The sequence below is a fragment of the Pseudomonas sp. ZL2 genome, from assembly GCF_054788455.1.
Genome location: NZ_JBGOGX010000018.1, coordinates 1 through 12,699 on the forward strand (window position 1 = coordinate 1; position 12,699 = coordinate 12,699).

Sequence of the window (12,699 nt, forward strand, 5' to 3'; positions counted from 1 at the left end):
AGCTTGCCATTCACCGCTCTCACTTCTGATTCTATTCCTACCTCAAGACACAAGCTGGCGTTGCCAGCGATCGAGCGCGCAGCGGTCGCCATCCCCCACAGGGTTGTGCATGCTCCGATCACCCCAGGGGTCTAGAGCCAGATGGCATCCCAATGCGGGTAGTCGCCAATGCGGGACACCAATCCCGCTCTCAATGGGTTCGCAACGATGTAACGTGCCACCGCCTGAATATCCTCTTCCCGGCGCAACGCCCGGTCATGGAAGCCTTGTTGCCATAAGCGCCCCGTGCGCCGGCTGGCCTTGTTGATCAGGCAGGTACTGCGGGATTTGACCCGACGTACCAAGGATGCAAGGGTTCCCTGCTGCAGCTCGATCAACCAGTGCAGATGATCGGGCATGATCACCCAGGCCAGGGATTTCGCCAGGGCTTGTTGCTGTGCATATTGCAGCTGTTCAACCATCAGCCGAGCCAGGTGAAAATCAGTAAAAACCGGTTGGCGGTTTTCAGTGATGCTGGTCAGCAGGTACAAGCCGCCAGGTGTCGATACTCGCCCACGTCTCAGGCGGTGGGAGGCTGGGCTGTCCATGTCGGGTCTCCTGAAGATGAACTTTCAGGCTAGCCCGGTCATTACATTGGGGTATCAGTACAGTTAAACCTGATGTGTCTGGGGTATGCACAACCCTGTGGGAGCCGGCGTTGCCGGCGAAGGGCTGCGCAGCAGCCCCAACGCTACCACTGGCGCTTGTCAGGCCGGGTCAGTCCAAGTTTCTCGATCCGGTAACGCAACATATCCCGGCTCAAACCCAGCAGCCGCGCCGACTTGGTGACGTTCCAGTCGGTGCGATCAAGCATCTTGCGCACCATGTCGCGCTCCACTTCCGGCAGGCTCGCCGAGGCCTGGGCATCGCCATTGCCGTACGCCTCGTGCACGGCAAGCGCCGGCATCTCCAGCGGCTCATCCACCAGGCTCATGCACACGTTGAGCTGGTGCGGGGCGATCAGTTCCTGGGGCGCCAGCAACACCGTCTGCTCAAGCATGTTGCGCAATTCGCGCACGTTGCCCGGCCAGCTGTAGTTGAGCATCAACTCCTCGGCCTCGTCGCTGAAGCGCAGGTTCGGCTTGCCATAGCGTTTGCCGTGCTGGGCAAGAAAGTGCCGAGCCAGCAACAGGATGTCTTCACCACGGGCATACAGCCTGGGCACCTTGATCGAGATGATGCGCAGGCGGAAAAACAGGTCACGACGAAACTTGCCCTGCTGGACCATCTGCTCCAGGTTGCAGTTGGTGGCGCTGATGATGCGCAGGTCGACCTTGCGTTCTTTCACCGCGCCAATGCGGCGGATGGTGCGGTCTTCCAGCAGCTTGAGCAGCTTGGCCTGCAACAGCAGGTCCATCTCGCCGATCTCGTCGAGAAACAAGGTACCGCCGTCCGCCGCCTCGACCAGGCCAACGCGGCGATCCTTGGCATCGGTAAACGCGCCCTTCTCATGGCCGAACAGCTCGGCTTCCAGCAGGTTGGCCGGGATCGACGCGCAGTTGAATTCGATAAACGGCCCCTTGCTGCGCACCCCGTCAAAATGCAGGGCGCGGGCTACCAGCTCCTTGCCGGTGCCGGTCTCGCCTTCTACCAGCACCGGCGGCAGGTCGCCGCTGGCCATGCGCCGCTCGGCGTCGAGCAACTGGCGGATGGTGTGCTTGAGGCCAAGCATGGCCGGTGACTCGCCAATCAGTGCCTGCCCACCGGATTTTTGCGCCTCGCGCTCCTGGTAAAACGACAAGGTGCGCTCCATGCGCTCGGTGGCCAGGGCCTTTTCCAGCATCAGCTTGAGTTCGGCCAGCACCACCGGTTTGGTCAGGTAGTGGAACGCGCCCTCTTTCATCGCCAGCACGGCATCTTCGACGTTGCCATAGCCGGTCATCATGATCACCTTGAGCTCCGGCTCGCGCTGGGCCAAGACCTTGAGCAGTTCGTGGCCGTTCATGCCGGGCAGCGAGTTGTCGGTCAACACCGCATCGGGTTGGCAGCGTGGCAATTGTTCCAGGGCCTCTTCTGCGCTATGGCAGACAGTGACCTCGAAGCCTTTGCGCTCAAGGTAGGTCTGGATGTTCTCGGCAAGGATTTCATCATCCTCGACTACCAGGATGCTCTGTTCCATGGTCCCCTCCCGCTGCAACATTGAAAATCAGGCAGACACGGGTTCCTTCCTCTTCACGGCTGGCCAGGCTCACCGAGCCGCCAAAACGTTCCATGATCCGCTTGACCAGCACCAGGCCGACCCCGAGGCCGCCCTGCTTGGTGGTGAAAAAAGGCTTGAAGACCATCCGTTCCTGCTGCTGGGTCATACCCTTGCCGGTATCGCTCAGGGTCAGTTGCAGCTGCCGGCGGTCTTCCAGCACCTGCACCGCCACGTTCAAGCGCCCCCCCGTGGGCATGGCCTCCAGGGCGTTGGCGAACAGGCTGTTGAGGATCTGCGTCAGCAACACCGGCTGGCTGACCACCCAGGCCAGCGCCGGTGTGTCGATCTGTACCTGGACCTTGTTGCGATCCAGTTGCTGGGCGAATGCATGGCGGGTGTCGTCGATGGCTGCCACCAGTTCCACCGCTTCGGCATCGTCATTCATCGGCCGCAACGACACCAGCAGATCACGCACCCAGCGCGACATACGGTCAACCTGGCTGATGATGTCGCCGATGTTTTTCTGCGCCGGTGCGCTGGCGATGTCCTGGGCCAGTTCCGCGCTTGAGCGGATGTTGGCCAGCGGGTTGCGCAAGCTGTGGGCCACCGCCGAGGACATCTCGCCCAGGGCGGCAAAGGTCTCGCTGGCCACCAGTTGGGTTTCCTGGGTGCGCAGCATGCTCGCCGCGCGGCGCACGATCCAGAACAGGCCGAAGTAGATCAGCGCGCCGCCGAGGATGGTCGAGGTCCAGATCAGCACATACCCACGCTGGATGCGCCGCACCAGATCATGGGGCTCCTTGTAGATTTCCACCATCGACACCACCCGGGTGCCGGAAGCGTCGAACATCGGCAGGTAGTTCTCGATGAACAGGTACTCGGGCTCACGCTGGAATTTCTGCTCTTCGCGCTCTTCATCGGCCCGGTGGTAGCTGGCCGACACCGGCACTTTCGACGCGAACGACTCGTCCAGGTCCGCGTCCCCCTCGATCTGCTGCCCGATCAACTGCGGATTGGTCGACCAGACAATGGTCCGGTCCAGGGCGTAGACATTGGTCAGCAGGGTATCGGGCAGGCTGTCGACATGATCGAGGAACTCGGTGCGCGTCGCCGCCGCCACCTGCGCACTGACCTGGCTGTGCTGGCTGTCCTGGCGCGGGTCGAGCAGTTCGGCCATGGTCGTGCCCGGCGCAATACGCGAATGGCGCACTTCGGCCTGGGCCATGGCCTGGATGAACTGGGCGGTGAGCATGGCATCACGCTCGACGCTGTCATTGACGACAAACCGCGTCGACACGTAGCCAAGGCCCACGGCAACCGAGGCGATGATCAGCAGGCTGACCACGGAGAACCAGCGCAGCAGGTTGAACTGGCGCGGCGGTTTGTGTTGTGCAGCCTGGGATTGCTGGCCTTCATCGGCCAACTGGCGGTTGAGCATCTGCATCGGATGGTTTCCTTCCGGGATGCTTTTTTTCTTCAAATGTATAGCTCAGGCCATCCGGGGCGCCTGACATCAATACTAATGAGCGAAGATGCAGTGATAGTATTTAGCCATGCCTGTACGGCAGTATCAGCGCCGTTCACGGGCGGCCCTGGCCAGCCTGAAACTCAGCTGCACACAGGTGCCCTTGCCTTCACGACTGCTCAGGCGCACCGTGCCGCCAAAACTCTCCATGATCCGCCTGACCAGCACCAGGCCAACCCCCAGGCCACCTTGCTTGGTGCTGTAGAACGGTTTGAAGGCCATGCGCTGCTGCTGGTCGCTCATGCCCTTGCCGGTGTCGCACAGGCGCAGGATCAGGCTGTGGCGGTTGTGCCGCACAGGCTCGATGCGCAACGTACCGCCCTCGGGCATGGCTTCCAGGCCATTGGCGATCAGGCTGTTGAAAATCTGCCCGAGCAGTACCGGCTGGCTGAACACCTGCACCGCCGGCACGGCGTCGATCTGCACCTTGACCCCCTGGCGCAGCAGTTGTGGTTCGAATGCCTGCAGGCTGTCTTGCAGGATGCGCAGCAACTCCACAGGTTCGGCTGCATCACTGAGGGGACGCAATGATTGCAGGAGCTGGCGCACCCAATGCGACATGCGGTCGACCTGGCTGATGATGTCGCCGATGTTCTTCTGCGCCGGGCCCTCCTCGATCTCCTGGGCCAGCTCGGCGCTGGAGCGGATGCTGGCCAAGGGGTTGCGCAGGCTGTGGGCGACGGCCGAAGACATCTCGCCCAGGGCGACGAAGGTTTCATTGCTGATCAGTTGCTTTTGCTGGATGGCCAGTTGCCGGGCGGCGCGGTGCATGATCCAGAACAGGCCGAGGTACACCACCCCGGCGCCCACGGCAATCGCCAGCCAGATCAGCAGCAGGCCACGTTCGATGCGCACGATCAGGTCACGGGGTTCCTTGTAGATCTCGACCATGGCCGTGACATTCTCGCCGTCGGCGTCGAACAGCGGAATATAGTTCTCGATGAACAGTTGCTCGGGCGGGGTGACGAACTTCTGCTCGCTGCGGGCTTGATCAACCGTGTGGTAGCTGGCCGATACCCGCCGCTTGTAGAGGAACGCCTGGTCGAGGTCGTCATCAGCGTCGATCATCTTGCCGATCAGGGCCGGGTTGGTCGACCAGATCACCATGCGGTCCGGGGCGTAGATATTGGCCAGGAGCATGTCCGGCAAATGCGCGATGTGGTCGAGAAACTCTCCACGGGCAGCACGCCGGGCCTCGGGGCTGACATCGGCAAAGGCCTGGTCCAGGCGGGGGTCGAGCAGGTCGCCCATGGTCCGCACATTGGGGATGGCCACGCTGCGCACTTCGGCTGAGGCAATCGCCTGGATGAACTGGGCCGTGAGCAAGGCGTCGCGTTCGACACTTTCGTTGATGACAAAGCGGCTGGAAATCAGCCCCAGGCCGACCGCCACCGAAAGAATGATCGCCAGGCTGACGAAGGCGTACCAGCGCAGCAGGTCGAACGGTTTGCGCACGGCGGCGGGGGCCGGGCTTGCGACCTGCAAGGATGACGAATCGAGGCGTGGCTGGCTGCTCATCACTGACTCCCGAATGAACGCTCCATAGGTTATAGCCCAGCCCGGGGAATTCCCCCGCAGGCTTGCCCCACTTGCCCCCAACCCTGGGGCCCACGCCCCGTGACGGTGAACCCGCCCGGCACCCGTTGACCGCTCTCCAGGCCTTGCCGGCAGCGGCCTGCAGGCCGCTGACAAACTGTTGGTACGGATGTTGCCGATGCCTGTGCAGACGACCCAAGTCCATGGGCCCGATTGCAAGAGGGAAGACTCATGCACCGTCCAACGCCCCACCCACTGGCTTTGCTGATCCTGGCGAGCATTCTCCAGACGCCGGCCCAGGCCGCCCTGTTCGAAGTAGACCCCGGCCCTTACCTGCCGGCCACTGGCGGCTTTGCGGCCTGGTACCAGGACACCCACGGCCGGGTGCTCGATCTGTGCCTGTCCAAGGCGGTCAGTTCGCGGGTGCCCGGCGCCCCCGGTGCGCCGTCGTACATGTGCGTGCTCAACCCCGCCCCCGGGGTGTTCGATGACACTCAGCCGATCAGCTTCCCCAGCAACTACCCCGACGAGACCTTCTGGTTCACCGCCGATGCCGCAATCGTCGACGCTGCCCGTGGCATCGACCTGAGCTACGGCACCGCCATCGAGGCGGCCTTTGCCGCCGAGGAAGTGGTCGACGGCGACCAGGTCAGCTTTGCCCGGGTGCGTATCCGCGTCGACGTCCCCACCGCCGGTACCTACATCGTCACCCACCCTTACGGCGTCGAAGTGTTCGATGTACCCGCGGCCGGGGGACGGGCGATCAACATGACCCGCGACATCGGCATCGGCACGCCGAAGACCTACATGGGCGCGCTCAAAGGTGATGTCGGCCCGTTCCTGCGCGGCGTTGGCGGCCCTTACACCGAAACCAACCCGGCCACCGGCGCCAGCGAGCGCTTTATCGGCGACCCGAACCTGGAAGAAGCCGTGACCGGCAGCCCGTTCAATACCAACTTCGTGCGCATCGAAGGGCCCAACGGCCTGGACCTGCGCACCGAGCTGTTCTCGGTCTCGGGCAAGCTCTCCGACGTCGTCCGCCCAACCCCGGTAATCGCCCAGCGCAGCACCTACTCGCGCCACAGCGAGAACGGCGACCTGCGCGCCCAGCAGGACGTCTTCGTGCAGGCCCCGCCGCCACCGGCAAGCGCCACCCTGATCAGCCAGACCCCCAACCTCACCCTCACCGAGGCCAACACCACCGGCGCCTGGTACGCCCAGTCGGTGCTCAACCCGGCCCTGCCGATGAACCTGCAGGTGACCGCCGACAACCACCTGGCGATCCCCAGCAGCACGCCCACCACCCTGACCCTGCCGCTGACCGACCTGGTGGTGATCCAGCGCGCCGAGTACAGCCTGGCCTCCGGGCAGTTGACCCTGGTCGCCAGCACCAGCGACGAAACCAGCCCGCCGATGCTCAGCGCCCGCACCGGCAACGGCGCCACGATTGGCACCCTGAGCGGCAATGGCGCGGTCAAGACCCTCACCACCGGCCTGTCGCCGATTCCGCCCGCCAAGGTCACGGTGACCAGCGCCAACGGCGGTAGCGACAGCGAAGAAGTGGTGCTCGTGCCATGAACACTCTTACGCCACGTCCCGTAGCAGGAGGCAGCATGAACAACTGGCCACGCCTGGCGCTCTGCGCAGCCGGGCTTTCCCTCTCGCTGGCCGGCACTGCCTGGGCCGGCCTCAAGGCGGTCGATCCCGGCCCCTACACCCTGGCCACCGGGCGTTACCCGATGTGGTACCAGGACCACGGCAACCTGTCGCTGGAACTGTGCCAGTCGCGGGCGGCAAGTTCGCGGGTGCCGGCTTCGGTGCCACCGAACTACATGTGCACCCTGCTGCCCGAGCCTGGCGTCTACGACGACAGCCTGCCGCTGGTGTTCCCCGACAACTGGCCACCGGAGATGTTCTGGTACCTGGCCGAAACCGCGATCCCCGAGGTGGGCAACAGCGGTTACGAGCTGGAGGTCTACGTCGCCGGCATCGAAGCGGCGTTCGCCAGCGAGAACCCGGTGGACGGCGACCAGCAAAGCTTCGCGCGCATCCGCATTCGTGCCTCGGTGCCGCGTACCGGTACCTATGTGATCACCCACCCGTACGGGGTCGAGACGGTCAACGTCACCACCGCCGGGCGACGCGCGATCAACATCACCCGTGACATCGGCATCGGTGCCCCGGGGGATTTCAGCGGCGTACTCAACGGTGCGGTCGGGCCGTTCCTGCGCGGTGTCGGCGGCCCCTACACCGAGATCAACCCCGATACCGGCGCCAGCGAAACCTACATCGGCGACCCGAACCTTACCGAAGCCGTGACCGGCAGCCCCAACAACACCAACTTCGTGCGTATGCAGGGCCCGGCCGGGACCCTCCAGACCAACCTGTTCACGGTCTCCGGCAAGGTCCTCGACCCGCGCAAGCAAACCCCTGCCGAGCTGCAGCGGGCCAGCTACCGGCGCACTGCGGCCGGCACCCGCGTGGAGGTGTTCGCCAAGGCGCCGAACAACGCCACGCTGTGCATGCGCGACACCCTGGCGCTGGTACCGGGCACCCCGCCCTCGCCCTGCCAGTTCAACCTGCTGGCCGACAATAACGGCCTGTTCTTCGCCCATCACCTGAGCAGCGCCGCACCGCCCGCGGTGATCGTGGTCACCGCCACCGACCCGACCGGCGCCACCCGCCCCACCGCGCTGTCGAGCAAGCTCAGCGATGTGGTCAAGGTCACCACCGCCCGTTATGACTGGTCCAACAAACGCCTGCGCATCGAAGCCAGTTCCAGCGATGAAGTGCAGGTGCCCGACCTGGTCGCCCAGGGTTACGGCCGGCTGTCGAAGTCCGGCACGCTGCAAACCCTGACGGTCAACGACCTGGCCCAGCCACCGGCAATCGTCACGGTGAAATCCGCCGCGGGCGGCAGTGACAGCGAGCCGGTGGTGGTGGTCGGCAATGCACCGGTCGAAGCCGATAACCAGGCACCGGTGGCGCAAGCCGATACCGGCAGTACCAGCTTCGGCGTGCCACTGACCCTGAGCCTGCTGGCCAACGACAGCGACCCGGACGACGACGTGCCGCTGAGCATCAGCGAGCTTACCCAGCCGGCCAGCGGCCAGGGCAGCGTGGTGCTCAACGGTAGCACCGCGGTCACCTACACCCCACCGGCCGTGGTCAACACGCCGCTGGTGGCCACCTTCACTTACCGAGCCCAGGACAACAAAGGGCTGCAATCGGCGGTAACCACAGTGACGGTCAACGTCGCCCCGAACCAGCTGCCAACTGCCGTCAACGACACGGCCGCGACCCTGGGCGTGGCCTTGCCGATCAACGTCCTGGGCAACGACAGCGATCCGGAAGGCAACGTGCCGTTGACGGTCGCCAGCGTCACCCAGCCTGCGACCGGACGCGGCACGGCGAGCACCGATGGCAGCCAGGTCACCTACACCCCACCGGCCACCGTGACCACGGCCTTTACCGCCACCTTCAGCTATGTCGCCCGCGACAGCCTCGGCGCGCTGTCGGCACCGGCCACGGTCACGGTGCAGGTGTCGCCACGGCCAGCGGCGGAAACCTTCGCGGTGACGGCGGCAACGGTCACCGCGCGCTCCAACAACCGCTTCAACTGGGACATCTCCGGCACTTCGTCGGTGACCACCGGCAACACCATCACCGTGCAGGTCACCACCCCGACCGGCCTGGTCACCCTCGGCAGCACCGCGGTGCCGCTGACCGGACGCTGGCGGCTGACGGTGAGCAACAGCACCACGGTGATCCCGACCGCGGCGCCGACGGCAACCGTGCGCAGCAGCCAGGGCACCGTGCGTACCGTGCCGGTCACCGTGCAGTAACTACAGGAGAACGACCATGGCGCGCCTGACCACCTTGCTGCTTTGCCTGACCCTGAGCGGTCAGGCCGCCCTGGCCGACGACCTGATGGACAACGCCGACCTGGCCGTGGGCAGTGACCTGGGCGAAATGTCGATGCAGGCGCTGGCGCCTTCGAGCGGCCAGCAGGCCCTGGTCGAACAGAACGGCCAGAGCAACCGCGCCGCCATCGGCCAGGACGGCCAGGCCCTGCTCGGGCGCATCGTCCAGCAAGGCGGGGCGCAGGAGGCGTTCATCCTGCAACAAGGCAACGACCTGATGGCCTCGATCAGCCAGCAGGGCTATGGCAACAGCGCCTCGATCAGCCAGAGCGGCAGCAACAACCGCGCGCAGATCGAGCAGTACGGCAACAGCAACAGCGCCAGCATCGAACAGGCCGGCAGCGGGCTTTCAAGCTCGGTGATCCAGGCCGGCAACGGTCAGCGCGTGCAGGTCAACCAATACCGTTAAACCTGGAGGCACCACCATGTTCAAGCTCGCTCCTTTAAGCGCCGCCATTGTCCTGGCCGTTGCCGGCCAGGCCATGGCCGACGACAGCCTGTCGACCCAGAACCAGTTCGGTACCGAGAACATCGCCGAGGTCAAACAGATCGCCGCGCCGCTCAGTACCACCACCCAGAACCAACTGGGCCAGGGCAACAACCACGCCGCCAAACAGGAAGGCGGCAACAGCCAGATCCAGCAAAGCGGCGCCGGTGACTACAACGCCGGGTACGCCGAGCAATTGTTCGAGTTCGGCAGCCAGATCAACCAGCAGAACGCCGGGGCCCTGAACAACACCCACGCCAGCCAGTCGCTGGGCGTCGAGAACACCGCCCAGCAGACCCAGGAAGGCACCGGCAACTTCTCGTTCGTCTACCAGGACACCCAGACCGGCAGCCAGGGCACCACCCTGCAGTACGGTGACAACAACCGCGCCTTCGTCGAGCAGCAGTACGGTGGCGCCGGCAACAATGCCCTGAGCATCCAGGCCGGTAGCGGCAACTACAGCGCCGCCGAGCACCTCAACCACCTCAACGGGCAGATCGGCATCTTCCAGGCCGGCGACGACAACTGGGCCTATGGCGACCAGCGCGAGGGCCAGGGCGGCACGGTGACCATCAGCCAGAACGGCAGCGCCAACTCCAGTGAAGTCTGGCAGGACACCCAGCTTGGCAGCCAGGCCACGGTGACCCAGTACGGGCAAACCAACGAAAGTGTGATCGACCAGAGCTTCGGCGACGGCAACATCGCCAGCATCACCCAGCTCGGCGGCCTCAACGCCATCTACGCCGACCAGTACGAGTCGCTGCAGTCGACCACCACGCTGTTGCAGAACGGCCAAGGCAACGTCTACTACACCTACCAGAATGGCGACAATCATGTGCTGACGGTGACCTCCACCGGCGATGGCAACAAGATCCTCGCCAGCAACTGGAAGGGCGACAAGCTCGGTGGCCAGTTCGGCAGTGCCCAGCGCGCCGAGATCAACCAGACCGGCAACGGCAACAGCGCCAACCTGACCCAGGCCGACAGCAACAACGAGCTGTATTTCGAACAGAACGGCAGCGACAACCTGCTCATCGCCGACCAGCGCGGCACCGTCAACTACGCCACGGGCTTGAGCAACGGCGTTGGCAACAGTATCAAGGTCGAGCAGTCGGGTAGCGGCAACCAGAGCTACACCTGGCAGCTGTATGGCGACAACAACCAGGCCAGCATCAAGCAGGCCGATGGCGTCAACGTCGCCTACGTGACCCAGGGCGGCTCGGCCAACCAGGCGCTGGTCGACCAGAGCGGCGCCAACATGACCGCGAACATCCAGCAGTTTGGTGCGGGTAACCAGGCGACAGTGTTGCAGCAGTAACCATGTTGAGGCTGCTACGCAGCCTATCGCTGGCAAGCCAGCTCCCACAGAGACCGCATGCACCTTGTGGGAGCTGGCTTGCCAGCGATGCGGCCGCCGCAATCTGATTCTCCCCCCACTTGACCGTGACTCACCGACAGGGTGGTCACGGTTCCTTTTTTACCCCTATAATGCGAACAATTCGCAACTGCATCTTTCATGTTTCAGGATCTCCGGGTGCCTCCTACCTCCCTCGCCCCCCAGCAACAGCTCCATGGCCTCTATCGCGATCACCACGGCTGGCTGCAGGCCTGGCTGCGCAAGCGCCTGGGCGACCGTGAGCGCGCCGCCGACATTGCCCACGACACCTTTCTGCGCCTGTTGGTCAGCGGCCGCCTGCCCGGTCACGACGAGGGCCGCAGCTACCTGGTGCAACTGGCGCGCAACCTGGTGATCGACCAATGGCGCCGGCAACGTATCGAGCAGGCTTACCTGGCCAGCATCGCTCACCTGGACGAACCGCAGACGCCTTCGCTGGAGACCCGCGCGATGATCCTGCAGACTCTGCAACAGATCGACCAGATGCTCGACAGCATGCCGGCCAAAGTGCGCAGCGCTTTCCTGTTGTCGCGCTTCGAAGGCCTGGGCTACGCCGACATCGCCGAGCGCCTGGGGGTGACCGTCAGTTCGGTACAGAAGTACATGATCCGTGCCATCCAGGCCTGCTATCAGGTGCTCTACAGCGAATGAACCCGGCAAGCGATGCACCGATCGACGCGGCGATCGTCGAGCAAGCCAGCCACTGGCTGATGCTGCACTGGGACGGGCCGCTGGATGCGCAACAACGTCTGGCGTTTGCCCACTGGCAAGCGGCAGACCCGGAGCACCAGCGCGCCTGGCAACGCCTGCAAACCCTGCAGCAGACCCTCGCCGCGGTGCCCGCGCAAACCGCCCGCAGCGTGCTCGAAGAGCGCCAGAGCCGGCGCACCCTGCTCCGGCAGCTGTGCGTCTTGCTGCTGGTGGGCGGCAGTGGTTACCTGGGCCAGCGCCACCTGCCCTGGCGGGAGGCCATGGCCGATCAGCGTACCGCCGCCGGCGAAGTGCGCCGCCTGCAACTGGCCGATGGCAGCCAGTTGCTGCTCAACAGCCGCAGCAGCGTGAACATCCGGTTCAGCAACCACGAAAGACGCATCCACCTGCTCGAAGGCGAACTGCTGCTGAGCAGCGCCAGGGACCCGAGGCCGCTCAAGGTCGATACCCCTGCCGGTGAAGTGCAGGCGCTGGGCACCCGCTTTGCCGTGCGCGAAGTACAGGGCGGCAGCCGTGTCGAGCTGTTCGAAGGCGCGTTGATGATTCGCCCCAAGGCGGGCAATGAGCAGTTGCTCAAGGCCGGCAATGGCCTGTGGTTCAACGCGCAAGGCTGCGGCCCGCAGCATGCCGCCGACAGCAACAGCATCGCCTGGGAACACGGCCGGCTGATCGCCGAGCGCCAGCCGCTGGGGCAGTTTCTCGATGAACTGAGCCGGCATCGGCGCGGGATCATCCGCTGCGAGCCGGCAATCGCCGAGCTGCCGATTACCGGCGTGTTTGCCCTGGCCGACAGCGAGCGCACCCTGACTGCCCTGCAGGACAGCCTGCCGATTCAGGTGCACTACCTGAGCCGCTACTGGGTGACCGTCAAGGCGCGTTGACCCTCCTCCCATCCGCTTTTGCAAAATTAATTGCGCTGACCTTTGTCGGTTTGCGGCGCTC

10 protein-coding genes are annotated in these 12,699 nt (G+C 64.6%); 6 read left to right on the forward strand and 4 right to left on the reverse strand.

Annotation, left to right across the window (positions count from 1 at the left end; genetic code table 11):
• Positions 1–131: 131 nt before the first annotated feature.
• The 4 genes from ABM562_RS14625 to ABM562_RS14640 all read right to left on the reverse strand — a co-directional run bounded on the left by ABM562_RS14625 (position 132) and on the right by ABM562_RS14640 (position 5,222).
• Complete coding sequence (locus ABM562_RS14625; RefSeq protein ID WP_115086503.1) at positions 132–587, reverse strand: REP-associated tyrosine transposase; 456 nt, start codon at positions 585–587, stop codon at positions 132–134.
• A 143-nt stretch (positions 588–730) separates the two neighbouring features.
• Positions 731–2,158: a sigma-54-dependent transcriptional regulator gene (locus tag ABM562_RS14630; RefSeq protein WP_115086502.1), complete on the reverse strand. Its 1,428-nt coding sequence runs from the start codon at positions 2,156–2,158 to the stop codon at positions 731–733.
• Positions 2,127–3,623, reverse strand: coding sequence for a sensor histidine kinase (locus tag ABM562_RS14635; RefSeq protein ID WP_115086501.1), 1,497 nt, complete (start codon positions 3,621–3,623; stop codon positions 2,127–2,129). The genes ABM562_RS14630 and ABM562_RS14635 overlap by 32 nt, the downstream gene beginning before the upstream one ends.
• Before the next feature lie 126 nt (positions 3,624–3,749).
• Positions 3,750–5,222 (reverse strand): sensor histidine kinase, encoded by a 1,473-nt coding sequence (locus ABM562_RS14640; RefSeq protein WP_115086500.1) that lies wholly within the window; start codon positions 5,220–5,222, stop codon positions 3,750–3,752.
• A gap of 249 nt (positions 5,223–5,471) precedes the next feature.
• On the opposite strand from ABM562_RS14640, the gene ABM562_RS14645 reads away from it, so the two are divergent.
• From ABM562_RS14645 to ABM562_RS14670, 6 genes are all read left to right on the forward strand, one after another.
• The gene (locus ABM562_RS14645) at positions 5,472–6,818 is read left to right on the forward strand and encodes a hypothetical protein (RefSeq protein WP_115086499.1); all 1,347 of its coding nucleotides are present in this window, start codon (positions 5,472–5,474) and stop codon (positions 6,816–6,818) included.
• Between the two features lie 35 nt (positions 6,819–6,853).
• Entirely contained in the window at positions 6,854–9,085 is a 2,232-nt protein-coding gene (locus tag ABM562_RS14650) for an Ig-like domain-containing protein (protein ID WP_460422436.1), read from the forward strand.
• A 16-nt stretch (positions 9,086–9,101) separates the two neighbouring features.
• Positions 9,102–9,572, forward strand: coding sequence for a curlin (locus ABM562_RS14655; RefSeq protein WP_115086497.1), 471 nt, complete (start codon positions 9,102–9,104; stop codon positions 9,570–9,572).
• Positions 9,573–9,588: 16 nt separating this feature from the next.
• Positions 9,589–10,968 (forward strand): curlin, encoded by a 1,380-nt coding sequence (locus tag ABM562_RS14660; protein WP_233673435.1) that lies wholly within the window; start codon positions 9,589–9,591, stop codon positions 10,966–10,968.
• Between the two features lie 216 nt (positions 10,969–11,184).
• A complete protein-coding gene (locus ABM562_RS14665) occupies positions 11,185–11,697 on the forward strand; it encodes a sigma-70 family RNA polymerase sigma factor (protein WP_233673436.1) in 513 nt (170 codons plus the stop codon).
• The gene (locus ABM562_RS14670; RefSeq protein WP_460422438.1) at positions 11,694–12,638 is read left to right on the forward strand and encodes a FecR domain-containing protein; all 945 of its coding nucleotides are present in this window, start codon (positions 11,694–11,696) and stop codon (positions 12,636–12,638) included. The genes ABM562_RS14665 and ABM562_RS14670 overlap by 4 nt, the downstream gene beginning before the upstream one ends.
• Positions 12,639–12,699: the final 61 nt, after the last annotated feature.